Raw genomic sequence first — 16,536 nt, 5'->3', positions numbered from 1 at the left:
AGTTCGAAAAATGCGTTTTGCGAAGATCACCGCGAACGGAAAGACCAACTGGGTATTGGTCGAGGGCGACCGCGCCACGGAGATTTCCGGCGAGCCATTCGGTGACTGGCAGAAGACGCAAACCAGGCACGAGCTGAAGGACGTCAAGATCGAGCTGCCGCTCGTTCCCCGCACCTTCTATTGCGCCGGCCTCAACTATGTGAAGCACCTGAAGGAAGCGGCGGACCGGCGCGGCGAAGTGCCGAGCGTGCCGGACCGCGCCGAAATCGGCTATCGCGCGCAGAACGCCCTGATTGCGCACGACGAGGACGTGATCATTCCTGCCGATGCGACCGGCAAGATCCACTACGAAGGCGAACTCGTGGTCGTGATCGGCAAGAAGGCAAAACACCTCAGCGAGAAGGACGCGATGTCCTGCGTGTTCGGCTACACCATCGGCAACGATGTATCCGAGCGCACGTGGCAGAAGGCTGACCGCGGCCTGTGGCGCGCCAAGAACGCCGATACCTTCAAGCCGATGGGCCCGTGGATCGAGACCGACGTCGACCTCGACAGCATGGAAACCACCGTGCGGTTGAACGGCAAGGAGTCGAACCATTTCAAGACCAACGACATGGTGTTCAACATTCCTCAGTTCATTGCCGCCATGACGAAGTATTTTACGCTCTGGCCCGGAGACGTGATCTGGATGGGCACCGACGGCTCCTCGCCGGACCTCAAGGCCGGCGACGTGGTGGAAATCGACATCACCGGTATCGGCACCCTTCGCAACAAGTTGGTCGCGGAGGCACCGCGATAGATCCTGCTCCCGGTCCCACCCGCGCGATCGCGGTCGCGGCGCTTTGCTTCGGCACGATCGCTGTCCAGTTCGACTCGGCGGTCAACATCGCGTTTCCCGATCTCGTGCGCGCGTTCGCGTTGCCGATCCCGGACATCCAGTGGATCGTCATTGCCTACACACTCACCTATGCAGCACTGATGCTGGTGTTCGGCCGCGCCGGCGACATTTTCGGCCACCGTGCGGTCTTTCTGCTTGGCGCGGCGATCAGCGCCGTTGCGTTCGCCCTGTGCGCGATCTCCACCGCCTATGGCTGGCTGCTCGCGGCGCGCGTGCTGCAAGGCGTCGGCGCGGCGCTTGCTCTGAGCTGCGGGCCGGCGCTGATCACCAGCCTCTACGCGGAAGAGCACCGCGCGAGGGTGCTCAGCCTCTATACCCTGCTGATCGGTTTCGGCGGCGCGATCGCACCGGTGGTCGGCGGACTTCTGGTCGAACGGTGGGGCTGGCCTGCGGTGTTTGCGTTTCGCGTGCCGCTCGCGCTCGCGGCGCTAGCTGCGGGTTTCGCCCTGCCCGCAGGCAAGGCCCGTGCGGTGCGCGAGGGTTTTGACGGCTGGGGCGCAGCTCTGCTGGTGCTCGCGATCGCGGTGATCGTTCTGGCCCTCAACCAGCTGCAGGGCCGCGACCAGCTTCTCTTGAGCCTCGCACTGCTCGGCGGATCGGCCGTGCTCGGGGCTGCATTTGTGTGGCGCGAGGTCAGCGTCGATCATCCGATCATCGACGTGAGGTATTTCCGCGACGCGGATTTCGCGCTGCTCAACGTGGCGCACATGCTGCTCAATCTCGCCGGCTTTGCGATCTTCCTGCTGGCGCCGTTCTATCTGCATGCGGTCGGCAACCTGTCCGCGCCGGCCGCCGGTCTGGTGCTGGCCGCATCGCCGATCGGGCTGATCCTCGGCGCGCCGGCCGCCGCGCGGCTGGCCGGCGCAATCCATGCTCGCCGCATGGCGCTGATCGGCGCGGCGCTGTCGGCGACGGGGCTGCTCGCGATCAGCCTGCTTGGCGACCGGTTGAGCCTCCTGATTCTCGTGCTGGCATCATCGCTGCAAGGATTTGGCGTCGGCCTGTTCCAGGTCGCCTACTTCGACATCGCGACCGCGACCCTGCCGAAGAAGGATCGTGGGGTCGCGGGCTCGCTGGTGCTGATGACACGCACGGTCGGCATCGTCATGGGTGCGAGCGTGTTGATGCTGGCCTTCCGCGCCTTGAGCGAGGCCGGAAGCACTGACGCCGGCCAAGGATCACTGCTCGCGGGCTTCAGCGGCGCCTTTGCCATCGCGGGAAGCATCTCGCTGCTTGTGGTCGTGCTTGCGCTCGCCCGCGGCTGGGCCCGAAAAGACGGGCGCGCGTGACACTGCGGGCAAGTTCCATGGTTTCACGCAACCCCTGTCCCTGCTAGACCGCCCGCCATGACGTACAAGGTTGCGGCCCTCTATCAGTTTGTGTCTCTGCCGGACTATCGCGAGCTGAGTGAGCCCTTGCGCGTGCTCTGCCACGAGTTCGGCCTCAAGGGCACGCTGTTGCTTGCGAGCGAGGGCATCAACGGAACGGTGGCGGGCGGCAGCGACGCGATCGATGCCTTCATCGCCGAACTGAGAAGCGGTGTGCTTTTCGGCGGCCGGCTGGACGATCTCGAGCTGAAGTTCTCAACCGCGGCAGCGATGCCCTTCCAACGCTTGAAGGTGCGGCTGAAGAAAGAGATCGTCACCCTGGGCGATCAGGCCGCCGATCCGGCCCGGCGCGTCGGCGTCTATGTCGATCCATTTGCATGGAACGAGCTGATCGGCGATGGCGAGACGCTAGTGATCGACACCCGCAACGCCTTCGAGGTGGCGATGGGGACGTTCGATGGCGCGCTCGACCCGAAGATTTCGCGCTTCAGCGAGTTTCGCGACTTCGTCCGGCGCGAGCTCGATCCGGCGAAGCACCGGAAGATCGCCATGTTCTGCACCGGCGGCATCCGCTGCGAGAAGGCGAGCAGCTACCTGTTGGCGAAAGGCTTCGGTGAGGTCTACCACCTCAAGGGCGGCATCCTGAAGTACCTCGAACAGATCCCGGAAGAGACAAGCCGCTGGAAAGGCAGCTGCTTCGTGTTCGACGATCGCGTGGCTCTCGGCCACGACCTGACCGAGCGTCCGGACGGCGGAAACGAGCGAGAATAGCCGATTTTACTGGAATTGGCTGGGGAACCTGGATTCGAACCAAGACAAACAGAGTCAGAGTCTGTTGTGCTACCGTTACACCATTCCCCATCGCGCCGGAGCGGCTCCGCTTCGGCCTCGAGAGCGGCCCGATTCCGAGAATCCAGCCTGTCCGGGCACCATATAATGGGACGGACGAGCGCGGTCTACCCCTTCTGAGGCCGTCAACCGGGTTGTCCGGACCCAAAAAAGCAGCGGCCTAGACCGCCGTCAGGTGGTGGCGCGAGAGCATCTGCTCGCGTCTGGCCAGCGAGAAGGCTGCGAACACGAACAGACCGACCAGGAACTGGATCGACACGGCTTCGACGGTCGCATTCAGGCCGATGTTTTCGAGCCACCCGGCATGTTCGAGCGGCGTGGTCGTGACGAATTGCTGCTCCTGGAATTCCAGGATGGCATCGCCGATGAACTTCAAGGCGGTCAGGAACAGGAATGCCGACGTGATGATGAACAGCGGTCGCAACGGGATCCGGCGGGCGACGCGATTAAGCAAGACGAACAGCACGGCAAGCAGCGCGGTACCGACCAGCAGGCCGGCGAAAATACCGAACGTCCAGCCGCCCTCGGTGTTCGCCAGCGCAGTGATGAAGAGAACCGTCTCGGCCCCTTCCCTGAACACCGACAGGAATGCCAGCAGACCGATCGCCCAGGCCGTTTCCTTGGCCAAGGCGTCTTCGGCCTTGGCCGCGACGAAGTCTTTCCAGGACTTGGGGTCCTGCTTGAGCATCAGCCAGCCGCTGACATAGAGCATGATGGCGGACGCCAGAATGATGACGATGCCTTCCGACGTATCGTCATGCTGGCCGGAGTTGAAGACCGCGAAGATCCATGCCGCGACGAAGCTCGCGGCGATCGCAGCGAGCGCGCCGAGATAGAGCGCCTTGATGCGATGGCCGGCGCCGACCTTGCTGAGGTAGCCAGCAAGCGCCGCGATGACCAGCATTGCCTCGAGGCCTTCGCGAAAAAGGATGGTTGCCGCTTGGGTCATGCTGGCCAGCATAGGAGACGTCCTGGAGTTGCCGATTCAGGCGCGGGCGATGCAATAGACGGGGATCGCGACCGGCGCTGCCAGCGTCAGCCACGAGAGTCCGTCGAAGATACCGTCACCGACAAGCGCCGACACGAGGCCGATCGTGGTCAGGACTCCCAGGACTGCCGGAACGGCGAAGATCCGCGAGAGCGACTTCCTGGCGCTTGTTGAATTCGAACTGGTCATGACGCGTGCAATGCTCGTTTCGAGGCGTTGGATAAACTGACCATGCGTGCGACGCTGCGCGCAGATCGCAGGCGGCGGAACCAGAGGTAAAGGCCGGTCCAAAGCACCGCGACGGTGAAGATGTCGAGGATGGCCCAGATGATCTTCATGGGCATGCCGCCGTAGTCGCCGAAGTGAAGCGGCTGCGAGAGCAGAAGTGTCGACACATACCAGGGCATCTCGCGGCTGTCGGTCAGTTGTCCGTTCTCCGCATCGACCAGGGCCGGCTTGAGCATGCGCGAAGTCACCGGCGTGTCGCCGCGCAGGAAGATCGCATAGTGGGTCTTGCTGCTGAACAGCGTGCCCGGAAACGCAACGAACGAAGGCTTCATGTCGCGCTCGGTCTCGAGCGCCGTGCGCACGGCCGCCTCGATCGGCGACGGCCGCACCACCAGCGGCTTGTCCTTATAGGCCGACGTCATCTCGGCGAGCTGGCCGTACTGCCACATCTTGATGACGAGATCGGCCCAGGTGTTGATGACGCCGGTGAAGCCGACCACCAGCGCCCACATCACCAGAACGATGCCTGCAAGATTGTGCACGTCGAGCCACCGGACGGCCCGATTGCGGTCCCGGCGGTAGGCGCCGAAGCTGAGCTTCCGCATCGACGGCGCATAGACGACGATGCCGGAGATGATCGCCACGCAGAACAGGATCCCCATCAGGCCGAGAAAGAGCTTGCCCGGCAGGCCGGCGAACATGTCCGTGTGCAGCTTGAACATGATGTAGGTGAACCGCCCGGTGACGTCGGGCGCGTCCAGGTACTCGCCGGTATGCGCATCGACGCGGACGAAGCGATTGGTGGACGGATCAACGTCGAGGGACTTGCCGACGCTGAGCAGCAGCGAATTGGCATCGTGCGGATCCCAGATGAGGAAATGCACGACCTGCCCCGGCTCGCGCGCGAGGCCATTGGCCACGACCCGGTCGAGATCGGCTTTCGGCGTACCGGCGGCCACCTGGGCGGCCGGCACCTGTTCGTGCAAGAGCTCGTCGATCTCCTCATGAAAGATCAGCGGCAGCCCGGTGATGCAAAGCAGCAGCATGAACACCGTGCAAACTAGGCTGGACCACTTGTGGACCCAGTTCCATCGGCGGAAGGATTTGCGCGATGCCGACACGACAGCCTCTCCTAGTTCCAGGCGTAACGCAGCGTGCCGAGCACGCGACGCGACGCGCCAAGGCCGCAATATGCAAGCCCGGTTGCACACGATGCCACGTAGTAGCGATCGCCAAGGTTGGTTGCATTCACCTGGACGCTCCAGCCCTTCAGGTCGGGCCGCATGTAGCGGAAGTCGTAGCTGATCGATGCATCGAACAGCGTGTAGGACGGAATACGAATGGTGTTGAACGTATCGCCGTAGTTCTCGCCCACATAGCGGACGCCTGCACCGAGCCCAAGGCCAGCGAGCGGGCCGTCGTACCAGGTATATTTCGCCCAGAGCGATGCCTGCTGCAGCGCTACGCCGGGAAGGTAATTGCCGACCGTGCCGTCGTTTGCACTCGTCACCTTGGGATCGAGATTGCTGTAACCGCCAACGATCTCGAGCTCGCGTGTGACGTTGCCGCGCACCTCGAACTCAAAGCCACGGACCTTCGCCTCGCCCGTCTGCACACTGAAGAAGGGATTGATCGGATCCGGCGTGAGCACGTTCTGCTGAACGATCTCGAACACCGCGGCGGTCAACAGCAGGTTCATGCCGAACGGCTTGAACTTGACGCCGATCTCCTTGCCTTCGCCAGTCGTCGGCTTGAAGACGTTACCGGCGAGATCAACATTCGCAACAGGCTGGAATGAGGTGGTGTAACTGGCGTAAGGCGCCAGACCGAAATCGAACAGGTAGTTGATGCCAACTCGACCGGTCGTTGCCCGGTCGTTTTGCGGGAAGACCCCGGGCTGCGGGAACATCCCTGTGCTCACGGTTTCAGCATCCGCCCAATCTTGGCGGCCTGTCAACGAGAGGGTAAAGCGGTCGAACTTGATCTGGTCTTGCAGATAGATACCGAGTTGCTCCTGTTTCGTGTGGACCTTGATGAACGGCACCAGCGTGTCCGCCGGAGGCAGGGAGGCGCCATACACTGGGGCAAAGGCATCGATGCTGGCGATCGCTGAAGTGCGATAATCGGAGCGATTATCCGAGTTAATATAATCCAGCCCGGCGAGCACCTTGTGCACGAACGGTCCGGTGGCGAAATCCGCCTGCAGTTGATTGTCCAGCGCGATGTTCCGTGCCGAAGACGAAACGTAGTTGATCGATCGCTGCACATTCCGGAAGTCGGTAAGCCCTTCGCTGCGCACGCCCGTCAGGTCGTTCGTGACATCGGTGTAGCGAAAGTTCTGGCGGAACTGGAGAAAGTTATTGAACCGGTGGTCGAAGGCATAACCGACCGCGCCCTGTTCAAGCTTGAAGCCGTCAACGGACGGTTCGCCGAGATAGCGGCTATATGGAATTCGCCCGAACGGATTGAACGTCAGCCCCGCGACGCCGCCGGGCACGTATTGCTGCATGCCGTCGTTGTCTATTTTCTGATAATGGCTGAGGAGCGTGAACGTGGTGTTCGCGGTCGGCGCCCACGTGAAACTCGGAGCGATGAAGATCTTGTTGTCAGTGACGAAATCCTGCTGCGAGTCGCTTAAGCGGCCGAGACCGACCACGCGGTAGAGAAACTCGCGGTTCTTGTCGATCGGGCCGCCGACATCGAAGGCGCCCTGAAAGCGCTCGAACGATCCGAACGTGCCTTCGACTTCATAGTGTGGATACCAGAGCGGCCGCTTGCTGACCATGTTGATCAGGCCGCCGGGCTCCGTCTGCCCGTAAAGGCCGGACGACGGCCCGCGCAAAACCTCCAGCCGTTCGAGACCGTACGGTTCGACACGGGGATAGGCGAACTGTGTGCCCGGATCGAGCGGAAGCCGCAGCCCATCCAGATAGCGAGGCGCGTCGAAGCCACGCACCTTGATCGCGTCGAAGAATGTGGTCGCGCTGTACAAATCGAGGCTCACACCGGGCGTATAATAAAGTGCCTCACCGATGTTCTGCGTCTGCTGGGCGACCATCTGGTCGCGCGTCACCACCGAGATCGCCTGTGGCGTTTCGAGGATCGGCGTATCCGTCTTGGTTCCCGTCGCGCTTTGACTCGCGACATAGCCGTTGACGGGACCTGTGGCACGCTCAGGCGCACCCGTCCCGCGATCAGCCTGCTGGACGTCGGGCGCCGCGGGCGCAGGAACGCTTCGCGGCGCGGATCGAACCCGCGTTGCAGCCCGCCGGGGCGCTGTGCGCCGCGTTGCCTGCCGTGCAGGCGCATCAATCGTCACCGGCGGCAAAGCTGCGCCAGGGCGCGCTTCGGTTCCACCCTGCGATGTCTGCGACAAAGTCGGCGACACTCCGAAACCAATCGCCATTGCGCCACCAAGCAGGACCGCCTTGCAGCGAATTCCCACACCAAACTTAACCTTACGCCCCATTCCCAAAGTCCCACGTCCGATCGCCCCCGTCGGATTCGTCATCCGATCTCAAGGCCTCTCATACCGACCCCGGAGCAACGCTCGAAATGGAATCGTTCAAAAGAGCGGTGACGGATATGTGCCATGCACCGCTTCGCTGTGTTTTGGACATGTCAGACGCACCTCTGCGCAGATCGTAGAGAGCAGCACGATTAGAACGATTTCAAATTGCAAACTGCTGTTTGTGCACACGAACGCCACATAACCGAATAGTTTGCGCGCGAACTGAAGCATCGGATGTTGTCACGGGCGACGTCCCTTGCCTCGACTGAAGGCAGATAGCAGCGCTCCGGCATTCCGCTTGCGCTGCCGATGCGGCGTTTGTTACGCCTCGGCGTGCAGACCTACCTGGACGATGTCATGACTTGCTTGCGACGCGCCGCAATAGTTGCGCTCCTCCCCCTGCTCCTGATCGTTGCGCTAACTCCCGTCGCGGCCCAGGAGCCGCAATCCAGCGGACCGGCCGTGTCGGAGACGCAGGCACCGGCGGCGATCCCGCCGACCACCGCGACGACCGACGCTGCGGCTCCTGCGAAGGGCAGCGTGCAAGTCGGAATCCACGACCTCTCACCGTGGTCGATGTTCCTTTCGGCCGACATCGTCGTCAAAGCGATCATGATCGGGCTTGCCTTTGCATCGCTTCTGACCTGGACGATCTTCGTCGCCAAATTCCTGGAGCTTTCCATTGTCCAGCGACGGCTGGCGCAAGCTCTGAAGGCGACAGCTCAGGCCGGCTCGCTGCAACAGTCACTTGAGATATTGCGCAGCGACAAGAGCGTGCTGCGCAGCTTCATGGCGACGGCGATCAATGAAGTGCGCGTTTCCGCCGGCATCGACAACGACGCCGGCATCAAGGAGCGCGCGGCCTCGCGCTTCTCGGAGGTGACCCGCACCGAGGCACGCCGCATCCGCGTCGGCATGGGGCTGCTCGCGACCATCGGCGCCACGTCGCCGTTCGTCGGACTGTTCGGCACGGTCTGGGGCATCATGAACAGCTTCATCGGCATCTCGAAGACGCAGACAACGAACCTCGCGGTCGTGGCCCCCGGCATCGCCGAGGCGCTGCTCGCAACCGCGATCGGTCTCGTTGCCGCCATTCCGGCCGTGATCATCTACAACCACTTCTCGCGGATGACGAAGGGCTACATGGACCTGGTCGGCAAGGCCAGCGGCGCCACCGGCCGCCAGCTCTCACGCGACCTCGACCGGCTTCAGGGCGCCCACCTTCGGCGCGCCGCGGAGTAGCACCATGGGCGTCACCTTCAACGATGTCGACGACGAGGATGATTTCGGCGAAACGCACGAAATCAACGTCACGCCGTTCATCGACGTGATGCTGGTGCTGCTCATCATCTTCATGGTCGCAGCGCCGCTCTCGACCGTCGATCTTCCCGTCGACCTGCCGACGTCGAGCGCCGCGCCGCAAAAGAAGCCAGACAAGCCGACCTACGTCTCGATCAAATCGGATCTCGCCGTTGCCATCGGCGAGACGCCTGTAAGGCGCCAGGACCTGGTCAGCACGCTCGATGCGGCCGACTCCAACAAGGAACGCCGCATCTTCCTACGCGCTGATCGTCTCGTTCCCTATGGCGACATGATGGATGTGCTCGAGCTCCTGCGGAGCGGCGGCTACACCAAGGTCGCCCTCGTCGCGCTGGAAGGCCGGCCCGACGCAGCGGATCAAGCTGCGCCGCGCCCGGCGCCCCAAGCACAATGAAGCGCGACGATCCGGCAGTTTCGCCGCCTCATCCCTCGACCGGCAAGGGGTTATGGATCTTTGCCGCCGTCGTTGCCCTGATGCTGCACGCAACGGTCGCGGCCTTCGCCTTCATGCGCATGCAGGAGATGGAGGACGAAGATCTCGGAGCGCCCGGGATCGAGATCGGCCTCGAACTGACGTCCCCGCAGACGCCGCCTTCGGCGCTGCCGCCAGGCCCCGAGAGTGAGGCGTCAGCGGCTTCTGCCGCCGTTGCCGAACAGAAAGCGCCGGACAAAGAGGTCGACCTTCCGGAAGAAACACCGGTCGAATCCGAGAATCCGGACCGGCTCGTCACGCAGCAGAAGACCGACAAGCCGGTCGAAGAGGATGCCGAGCTCAAGGAGAAGGAAACCAAAGCCTCCGAGGCATCCGTCGCGCAGGAAGCCAAGGCTGCCCCCTCGATCCAGGACGCCCCGCAGGGCGAGAAGTCGGTGACCGTCGATCAAGGCACCGGCGAAAGCCGCCGGCGCGTTCGGGTCACCTGGCAGAAGGAACTGCTGGCCCATCTCGACAAGCACAAGCGCTACCCGAACGACCGCAACCAGAAGGCCGCCGAGATCCTGCTGGCGCTCGAACTCGACCGGATGGGCCGCGTCGTCGCCGTGAGCGTCGCCAAGAGCTCGGGCGACGAGGCCTTCGACGCCGCGGCCATCGCTATGGTCCAACGCTCAGATCCCGTCCCGCCGCCGCCACCGCTCGTCGCCGACGAAGGCCTGACCTTCTCGCTCCCCGTCATGTTCCGCGTTGGCGGGAGGCGATAGGGCGTCGTGCCGTCAGCCTCCTACGACTCAATCCCGCGGCTTCAGCCGCGACTGGAAGAACCTCCTCGCAAAGGCCATGAACGCGCGCAGTGCCGTCGACTGGTCGCCGTTGCGGTGGACGATGTAGACGTCAGCCGCGGGCGCTGATGCGCCGAGCGAGCGAAACCTGATTTCGCCGGTTGTGAAGCGCGCAATCGACGACGGCACCAGTGCCACGCCGAAGCCGGCGGCAAGCAGACCGGTGATCGACTGCGCATCAACCACCTCATGGGCGATCCGCGGCAGAAAGCCGGCGGCGACGCAGCTGTCGCGGATCGAGGCGGCGAACTCCGAACTTTCGGGCGCGAGCGCAACGTATTCCTCGTCGCGCAAATCCTTCAGCGCGATCCGCTTGCGGCCGGCCAGACGGTGGATGCTCGACATCGCCACGACCACATCCTCGCGCCAGGCGAGTTCGCTTGCGAAATCGTCGCTCTCAGGCCGCAGTCGGATGAAGCTGATGTCGGTCTTCTTGTCCTGCAGCGCGCGCATTTGCAGCCGAGGCGCCTGTTCGAACAGGGTCGTCGTGACCTCCGGAAACTCGTGCCGGTAGCCCGCGAGCAGGTCGGCCAGCCCGCCGCTCAGGATCGAACCGGTGGCGCCGATGAGGATGCGGCCTCGCTCGCCACGGCCGATCGAGGCAGCCTCCTGCACCGCTGCATCGACCTGCTCGAGGATCGATTTCGCCCGAGCATGCAGCGCCTCGCCAGCCGCAGTCAGCTCGACCCGACGACTGGTGCGCAACAACAGCTGCGTCTTCAGGACTGCCTCCAGATCCTGGATCTGCTGGCTGAGCGGCGGTTGGGAGATACGCAGCCGCTGCGCGGCACGTGTGAAGCTCAGTTCATCGGCCACGGTGACGAAGTATCGAAGATGCCGAAGCTCCAGGCTCATCCATATCTCTCGGATATAAATCAATACGAACAATATATTGGACGGATGAATCCCGCCTTGCAACCATGCACTGGCCGGGACTGGCCCAGAACATGCAGCGAGGCGACGGACGCGCCCCGTTGCCGGGCATTCGAGAGGGGATATTTCATCATGTTTGCGCGTCGCCGGATTTCGCCTGCAGCCACACGACCTGGGCTTGGGCTTGGACTTGGACTTACCGCGGCTGTCATTGCAGCCGCTGTCGCGCTGACGGCCGTGACTGCGCGCGCGGACGCGCTCGCCGGCATCACGAAGGCCAAGGTCATCAAGGTGGCAGTCCCACAGGACTTTGCACCGTTCGGCTCGGCCGGCGCCGATCTCAAGCCACAGGGCTACGATATCGACATGGCCAACGTGATCGCCAGGGAACTCGGCGTAAAGGCGGAGATCATTGCCGTCACCAGTGCCAACCGCATTCCTTATCTGCAGACCAAGAAGGCCGACCTCGTCATTTCGAGCCTCGGCAAGAATGCGGAACGTGAAAAGGTGATCGATTTCACGGTCGCCTACGCGCCGTTCTTCTCCGGTGTCTATGGCACCAAGGCAATCGAAGCGGCCAAGGTCGAGGACCTCGCCGGCAAGACCATCGGCGCGACCCGCGGTTCGATCGAGGAGCAGGAGCTGTCGAAGAGCGTGCCGACCTCGACCGTGGTCAAACGCTATGAGGACAACAACGCCACCATCGCAGCGTTTGTCTCCGGCCAGGTCGACCTGATCGCCACCGGCAACACCGTCGCAGCCGCAATCGCGGAGAAAAGCACGGCACGACCGCCGGTGCTGAAATTCGTCGTCAAGGATTCCCCCTGCTACATCGGCCTCAACAAGGACGAGCCCGCGCTCCTCGCAAAAGTGAACGAGATCATCGCCAAGGCGAAGAGCAGCGGCGAGCTGGAGAAGCTGTCACAGAAGTGGCTGAAGGCGTCACTGCCCGCAGGCTTCTAACTGCCCGGCGGCGCGCGCGGCCATGACTTACAAGCTGCAGTTCGCCGAGCTCCTGCCCTACTGGGACGTTCTGCTGCACGGGCTGATCTTCACGATCGTCCTGACGATCGTCTCGACCATAGGCGGCATCGCGGTCGGCACGGCGGGCGCCGCCGCCCGCACCTTCGGGCCGAAATGGCTCGATCCGATCGTCGCAGCCTATGTGGAGATCATCCGCAATACGCCGTTCATCGTGCAGCTCTTCTTCATCTTCTTCGGCCTGCCTGCCGCGGGCGTCAAACTCTCGGAGACTGCCGCGGCATTCCTGGCGATGGTCGTCAACCTGGGCGCCTATTCGACCGAGATCATCCGCGCCGGCATCGAGGCGGTGCCGAAGGGGCATCTCGAAGCCGCCGAAAGCCTGGCGATGACCCGCATGCAGATCCTGCGCCATGTCGTGCTCAAGCAGGCGTTTCAGAAGATCTATCCGGCGCTGGCGTCGCAGATCATCATCGTCATGCTCGGCTCGGCGGTGGTGTCGCAGATTTCCGCGGAAGACCTGACCTACGCTGCGAACTACATCCAGTCGCGCAACTTCCGCGCCTTCGAGGTCTACCTCGTCGTCGCCCTGCTCTACCTGCTGCTTGCGATCGCCGCGCGTGCAGTTCTTCGCGGCATCGGGCGCGTGATCTTCCCGAAGGCCTGACCCATGAACGATTTCAGCTTCTGGGTGATCCTTTCGAACCTGCTGCTGGCGACGCGCTGGACCGTGCTGCTGTCACTGGTTGCCTTCGTGTGCGGCGGCGCCGTCGGGCTGGCACTGCTGTTCGCCCGTGTTTCGAAGATCCGATGGCTCGACACCGCAACGCGCGCCTACATCGAGTTTTTTCAGGGCACGCCGCTGCTGATGCAGCTGTTCCTCTTCTTCTTCGGCGTGGCGCTGCTGGGCATCGAGGTCAGTCCGTGGCTCGCAGCTTCGCTGGCGCTGACGTTCTGGACCAGCGCGTTCCTCGCCGAGATCTGGCGCGGCTGCGTGGAGTCGCTACCCAAGGGCCAATGGGAGGCCGCCGAAACGCTGGCGCTCTCCTATATCGAGCAGATGCGCTATGTGATCCTTCCCCAGGCGCTACGCATCGCCATTCCACCGACCGTCGGCTTCTCGGTGCAAGTCATCAAGGGCACCGCTCTTGCTTCGATCATCGGCTTCGTCGATCTGACCAAGGCAGGAACCATGCTGAACAACGCGACCTTCCGTCCGTTCCTCGTCTATTCGCTGGTCGCGCTGATCTACTTCGCGCTCTGCTACCCATTATCGTGGTACGCGCACCGGCTCGAAAGGCAGTTCAATGTCGCTCGTTAGCATCAAGGACGTGCGCAAGAGTTTCGGCAGCGTCGAGGTGCTGAAAGGCGTCTCGATCGAGGTCGGCCGTGGCGATGTGGTCGCCATCATCGGCAAATCCGGTTCGGGCAAGAGCACCCTGCTCCGTTGCATCAACGGGCTTGAGACTTACGACGCCGGCTGCATCAGCGTCGACGGTATCGACGTCGGCAAAACCCGGGGCAACCTTCGCGATCTGCGCCGAAATGTCGGCATGGTATTCCAGCAGTTCAACCTGTTTCCGCACCTGACCGCGGCCGAGAACGTGATGCTCGCGCCGAAGGTCGTCAACCGCGAGAGCGCGCACATCACCAAAGCATTGGCCAAAGAGACGCTCGCGAAGGTCGGACTGTCGGACAAGGCTGACAGCTACCCCTCCCAGCTCTCCGGGGGCCAGCAACAGCGCGTCGCCATCGCCCGCGCGCTGGCGATGCGGCCAAACGTGCTGTTGTGCGACGAGATCACCTCGGCGCTCGACCCAGAGCTCGTCAGCGAGGTGCTGCGGGTGGTCGAACGGCTGGCCAGCGACGGCATGACGCTGATCCTCGTCACCCACGAGATGCGGTTCGCCCGCGACGTCGGCACCAAGCTGGTGTTCATGCACCAGGGCAAGGTCCATGAGGAGGGACCGCCGAAGCCGTTGTTCGCCAGTCCGGGCACGCCGGAGCTCGCCCAGTTCATTGGAATGCAGCACTGACATCATGGCAACGACCAGCATGACCGGTCAAACGACGGGCGAGGCGATTGCACAGCGCATCGATCAACTCGCCTCGATCTCCGAGAGTGCGACCGGCCTCACCCGTCTCTTCCTGTCGGCTGAGCATCGGAACGCGGCCGAGCTGCTGCTGACGTGGATGCGCGAGGCCGGCATGTCGGCGCGCACGGACGCCATCGGCAATGTGATCGGACGCTATGAGGGGGCCAAACCCGATCAACCCGCCCTTCTGCTCGGCTCGCACTTCGACACTGTGCGCAACGCCGGCAAGTGGGACGGCCCGCTCGGCATCATCACCGCAATCGCCTGCGTGGCGGAGCTCAACCGTCAACACAAGCGGCTGCCGTTCGCCGTCGAGGTGATCGGCTTCGCCGACGAGGAGGGCGTACGTTTTGCCTCGACACTGCTCGGCAGCCGTGCCCTGGCCGGCACCTTCGATGAAAGCGCCCTCGCCGGCCGTGACAGCGACGGCGTGAGCCTGCGTGAAGCGTTAACCGGCTTCGGGCTCGATCCGCAGAATATCGGCACCGCTGCTCGCGCGCCGTCCGACTACCTCGCCTATCTCGAACTGCACATCGAGCAAGGCCCGGTGCTGGAGGCGGAAGGCGTTCCGGTCGGAGTTGTGACGGCCATCAGCGGCGCGACGCGGTTGGCGGTCACGCTCGAGGGCATGGCCGGGCACGCAGGGACGGTGCCGATGGCGATGCGGCGCGATGCATTGAGCGGCGTGGCCGAGTGCATCGTCGCCATCGAAAAACAATGCCGCGATGACCCCGGCCTCTTCGGTACCGTCGGCACAATCCGCGTCGAGCCCGGAGCAAGCAACGTCATCCCCGGCCGCTGCACGTTTTCGATCGACATGCGTTCGGCCTCCGATGAACATCGCCAATTCGCCGTCAAGGCTGCGATTGGCTCGATCGAACGCATCGCAGGGCGGCGGCGCCTCGTGCCGCGGATCGAGATCAAGCACGAAGGACGCACGACGCCGTGCGCTCCCTGGCTGCAGGCGCAGATTTCAGCGGCGATCGCCCGGCGCGGATATCGTGCGACGGCCCTGCCGAGCGGCGCCGGCCATGACGGCATGGCGGTCGCCGACTTGACCGACATCGGCATGATCTTCGTGCGCTGCCGCGGCGGCGTCAGTCATCATCCGGATGAACATGTCACGCTGGAAGATGCAGCTGCCGGCGCCAGCGTGCTGCTCGACGTCATCGAGCAGTTCCAGCCCAAGACGGCGGCTAGCTGATCACATGGGCGTTTCTGGCAAGCGCGCGGTGTTCCCTGTGCCAGTGCTCGGCGATCTCGAGCCGGGTCGGCACCCAGACCCGATCGTGCTTTTCGACATAGTCGAGAAAGCGCGCCAGCGCCGCATACCGGCCCGGGCGGCCGACCAGACGGCAATGCAGCCCGATCGACATCATCTTGGGCGCCGTTTCCCCTTCGGCATAAAGCACATCGAAGCTGTCCTTCAGGTATTGGAAGAACTGCTCGCCGTCGCCGAACCCTTGCGCGTTGATGAAGCGCATGTCGTTGGCATCAAGGCTGTAGGGAATAATCAGATGCGGCACGCCGCGGTGCCTGACCCAATACGGCAGGTCGTCCGCATAGGAGTCGCACGAGTAAAGGAATCCGCCCTGTTCGATCACAAGTTTCAGCGTGTTCTCCGACGTTCGGCCGGTGTACCAGCCGAGCGGCCGCCGTCCCGTCGCCTGCGTGTGGACGCTGACCGCCTCTGCGACGGCGGCACGCTCGTCGATGTCGGTCATGTCCTTGTGCTCGACCCACTTCAAGCCGTGCGAGGCGATATCCCAGCCGGCCTCGTTCATGGCCGCCACGGCTTCCGGATTGCGCGTCAGCGCGGTTGCGACAGCAAAGACCGTGGGCTTGATGTTGCGGGCCGCAAAGCCGCGCCAAAGCCGCCAAAAGCCCGCGCGCGAACCGTATTCGAACATCGACTCCACATTGGGATGTCGGCGCCCGGCCCAGGATTTGGCGCCGAGCACATCCGAGAGGAACGCCTCGGATCCGGCATCGCCATGCAGGATGCTGTTCTCGCCGCCCTCCTCGAAATTGACCACGAACTGCACGGCAATCCGTGCACCGTCCGGCCACTTGGGATCAGGCGGATTGCGGCCGTAGCCTTTGAGATCGCGCGGGTAGCCGGCGCCTGTCATGATGTTCGCACCAAGCGGAAAGCTTCGCCCCGCATTCAACGTGTTGCCTTGCGCAGG

The 16,536-nt window shown here is 63.4% G+C and carries 17 protein-coding genes and 1 tRNA gene; 11 read left to right on the top strand and 7 right to left on the bottom strand.

Features of this window, described 5'->3' with window-relative positions:
• Positions 1-10: 10 nt before the first annotated feature.
• Genes RCO31_RS13330 through RCO31_RS13320 form a run of 3 tightly spaced genes read left to right on the top strand, consistent with a single transcriptional unit; the run spans position 11 to position 2,997 of the window.
• Positions 11-799, top strand: a complete 789-nt coding sequence (locus tag RCO31_RS13330; protein ID WP_308968880.1) for a fumarylacetoacetate hydrolase family protein — start codon at positions 11-13, stop codon at positions 797-799.
• The gene (locus tag RCO31_RS13325; RefSeq protein WP_308968921.1) at positions 685-2,187 is read left to right on the top strand and encodes an MFS transporter; all 1,503 of its coding nucleotides are present in this window, start codon (positions 685-687) and stop codon (positions 2,185-2,187) included. The genes RCO31_RS13330 and RCO31_RS13325 overlap by 115 nt, the downstream gene beginning before the upstream one ends.
• 57 nt (positions 2,188-2,244) lie before the next feature.
• The gene (locus tag RCO31_RS13320; protein ID WP_308968879.1) at positions 2,245-2,997 is read left to right on the top strand and encodes a rhodanese-related sulfurtransferase; all 753 of its coding nucleotides are present in this window, start codon (positions 2,245-2,247) and stop codon (positions 2,995-2,997) included.
• A 16-nt stretch (positions 2,998-3,013) separates the two neighbouring features.
• Here the strand turns inward: RCO31_RS13320 and RCO31_RS13315 are convergent.
• The 5 genes from RCO31_RS13315 to RCO31_RS13295 form a co-directional block, all read right to left on the bottom strand.
• A tRNA-Gln gene (locus tag RCO31_RS13315) sits at positions 3,014-3,087 on the bottom strand.
• A 148-nt stretch (positions 3,088-3,235) separates the two neighbouring features.
• The gene (locus tag RCO31_RS13310; RefSeq protein ID WP_308968878.1) at positions 3,236-4,036 is read right to left on the bottom strand and encodes an FTR1 family protein; all 801 of its coding nucleotides are present in this window, start codon (positions 4,034-4,036) and stop codon (positions 3,236-3,238) included.
• Positions 4,037-4,060: 24 nt separating this feature from the next.
• Positions 4,061-4,252, bottom strand: coding sequence for a hypothetical protein (locus RCO31_RS13305; protein WP_308968877.1), 192 nt, complete (start codon positions 4,250-4,252; stop codon positions 4,061-4,063).
• Positions 4,249-5,412, bottom strand: a complete 1,164-nt coding sequence (locus tag RCO31_RS13300; protein ID WP_308968876.1) for a PepSY-associated TM helix domain-containing protein — start codon at positions 5,410-5,412, stop codon at positions 4,249-4,251. The genes RCO31_RS13305 and RCO31_RS13300 overlap by 4 nt, the downstream gene beginning before the upstream one ends.
• A gap of 11 nt (positions 5,413-5,423) precedes the next feature.
• Positions 5,424-7,760 (bottom strand): TonB-dependent siderophore receptor, encoded by a 2,337-nt coding sequence (locus tag RCO31_RS13295; protein WP_308968875.1) that lies wholly within the window; start codon positions 7,758-7,760, stop codon positions 5,424-5,426.
• Between the two features lie 399 nt (positions 7,761-8,159).
• Between RCO31_RS13295 and exbB the strand changes: the two genes are divergently transcribed.
• Genes exbB through RCO31_RS13280 form a run of 3 tightly spaced genes read left to right on the top strand, consistent with a single transcriptional unit; the run spans position 8,160 to position 10,319 of the window.
• On the top strand, positions 8,160-9,044 hold the full coding sequence (gene exbB / locus RCO31_RS13290) for a tonB-system energizer ExbB (protein WP_308968874.1): 885 nt from the start codon (positions 8,160-8,162) through the stop codon (positions 9,042-9,044).
• A gap of 4 nt (positions 9,045-9,048) precedes the next feature.
• Positions 9,049-9,516 (top strand): TonB system transport protein ExbD, encoded by a 468-nt coding sequence (gene exbD, locus RCO31_RS13285; protein WP_308968873.1) that lies wholly within the window; start codon positions 9,049-9,051, stop codon positions 9,514-9,516.
• Complete coding sequence (locus RCO31_RS13280; RefSeq protein WP_308968872.1) at positions 9,513-10,319, top strand: TonB family protein; 807 nt, start codon at positions 9,513-9,515, stop codon at positions 10,317-10,319. The genes exbD and RCO31_RS13280 overlap by 4 nt, the downstream gene beginning before the upstream one ends.
• A gap of 27 nt (positions 10,320-10,346) precedes the next feature.
• Here RCO31_RS13280 and RCO31_RS13275 read toward each other — a convergent pair whose 3' ends face one another.
• The gene (locus tag RCO31_RS13275; protein WP_308968871.1) at positions 10,347-11,252 is read right to left on the bottom strand and encodes a LysR substrate-binding domain-containing protein; all 906 of its coding nucleotides are present in this window, start codon (positions 11,250-11,252) and stop codon (positions 10,347-10,349) included.
• A 150-nt stretch (positions 11,253-11,402) separates the two neighbouring features.
• On the opposite strand from RCO31_RS13275, the gene RCO31_RS13270 reads away from it, so the two are divergent.
• From RCO31_RS13270 to RCO31_RS13250, 5 genes are read left to right on the top strand one after another with little or no spacing between them, the layout of a single operon-like run.
• Complete coding sequence (locus RCO31_RS13270) at positions 11,403-12,233, top strand: transporter substrate-binding domain-containing protein (RefSeq protein ID WP_308968870.1); 831 nt, start codon at positions 11,403-11,405, stop codon at positions 12,231-12,233.
• A 22-nt stretch (positions 12,234-12,255) separates the two neighbouring features.
• Complete coding sequence (locus RCO31_RS13265; protein ID WP_308968869.1) at positions 12,256-12,918, top strand: amino acid ABC transporter permease; 663 nt, start codon at positions 12,256-12,258, stop codon at positions 12,916-12,918.
• Between the two features lie 3 nt (positions 12,919-12,921).
• Positions 12,922-13,572 carry an amino acid ABC transporter permease gene (locus tag RCO31_RS13260; protein WP_308968868.1) on the top strand — a complete coding sequence of 217 codons (651 nt, stop codon included), beginning with the start codon at positions 12,922-12,924 and terminating at the stop codon, positions 13,570-13,572.
• Positions 13,559-14,287: an amino acid ABC transporter ATP-binding protein gene (locus tag RCO31_RS13255; protein WP_308968867.1), complete on the top strand. Its 729-nt coding sequence runs from the start codon at positions 13,559-13,561 to the stop codon at positions 14,285-14,287. Before RCO31_RS13260 ends, RCO31_RS13255 begins: the two co-directional genes overlap by 14 nt.
• A 4-nt stretch (positions 14,288-14,291) precedes the next feature.
• The gene (locus RCO31_RS13250; protein WP_308968866.1) at positions 14,292-15,551 is read left to right on the top strand and encodes an allantoate amidohydrolase; all 1,260 of its coding nucleotides are present in this window, start codon (positions 14,292-14,294) and stop codon (positions 15,549-15,551) included.
• Here RCO31_RS13250 and puuE read toward each other — a convergent pair.
• The gene (gene puuE / locus RCO31_RS13245; protein ID WP_308968865.1) at positions 15,544-16,479 is read right to left on the bottom strand and encodes an allantoinase PuuE; all 936 of its coding nucleotides are present in this window, start codon (positions 16,477-16,479) and stop codon (positions 15,544-15,546) included. The two genes, RCO31_RS13250 and puuE, sit on opposite strands and share 8 nt — an antisense overlap.
• Between the last annotated feature and the right edge of the window lie 57 nt (positions 16,480-16,536).

Source organism: Bradyrhizobium sp. LHD-71 (genome assembly GCF_031157255.1).
In the GTDB taxonomy this organism is placed as follows: Bacteria; Pseudomonadota; Alphaproteobacteria; order Rhizobiales; family Xanthobacteraceae; genus P52-10.
This window is presented reverse-complemented; position numbering and strand designations above follow the sequence as displayed.

Excerpts from the sequence above, each read along its gene's own strand:
- RCO31_RS13330 (WP_308968880.1), top strand. The coding sequence starts at position 11 with ATGCGTTTTGCGAAGATCACCGCGAACGGAAAGACCAACTGGGTATTG.
- RCO31_RS13320 (WP_308968879.1), top strand. The coding sequence starts at position 2,245 with ATGACGTACAAGGTTGCGGCCCTCTATCAGTTTGTGTCTCTGCCGGAC.
- RCO31_RS13310 (WP_308968878.1), bottom strand. The coding sequence starts at position 4,036 with ATGCTGGCCAGCATGACCCAAGCGGCAACCATCCTTTTTCGCGAAGGC.
- RCO31_RS13305 (WP_308968877.1), bottom strand. The coding sequence starts at position 4,252 with ATGACCAGTTCGAATTCAACAAGCGCCAGGAAGTCGCTCTCGCGGATC.
- RCO31_RS13295 (WP_308968875.1), bottom strand. The coding sequence starts at position 7,760 with ATGGGGCGTAAGGTTAAGTTTGGTGTGGGAATTCGCTGCAAGGCGGTC.
- exbB (WP_308968874.1), top strand. The coding sequence starts at position 8,160 with ATGACTTGCTTGCGACGCGCCGCAATAGTTGCGCTCCTCCCCCTGCTC.
- exbD (WP_308968873.1), top strand. The coding sequence starts at position 9,049 with ATGGGCGTCACCTTCAACGATGTCGACGACGAGGATGATTTCGGCGAA.
- RCO31_RS13280 (WP_308968872.1), top strand. The coding sequence starts at position 9,513 with ATGAAGCGCGACGATCCGGCAGTTTCGCCGCCTCATCCCTCGACCGGC.
- RCO31_RS13275 (WP_308968871.1), bottom strand. The coding sequence starts at position 11,252 with ATGAGCCTGGAGCTTCGGCATCTTCGATACTTCGTCACCGTGGCCGAT.
- RCO31_RS13270 (WP_308968870.1), top strand. The coding sequence starts at position 11,403 with ATGTTTGCGCGTCGCCGGATTTCGCCTGCAGCCACACGACCTGGGCTT.
- RCO31_RS13265 (WP_308968869.1), top strand. The coding sequence starts at position 12,256 with ATGACTTACAAGCTGCAGTTCGCCGAGCTCCTGCCCTACTGGGACGTT.
- RCO31_RS13260 (WP_308968868.1), top strand. The coding sequence starts at position 12,922 with ATGAACGATTTCAGCTTCTGGGTGATCCTTTCGAACCTGCTGCTGGCG.
- RCO31_RS13255 (WP_308968867.1), top strand. The coding sequence starts at position 13,559 with ATGTCGCTCGTTAGCATCAAGGACGTGCGCAAGAGTTTCGGCAGCGTC.
- RCO31_RS13250 (WP_308968866.1), top strand. The coding sequence starts at position 14,292 with ATGGCAACGACCAGCATGACCGGTCAAACGACGGGCGAGGCGATTGCA.
- puuE (WP_308968865.1), bottom strand. The coding sequence starts at position 16,479 with ATGACAGGCGCCGGCTACCCGCGCGATCTCAAAGGCTACGGCCGCAAT.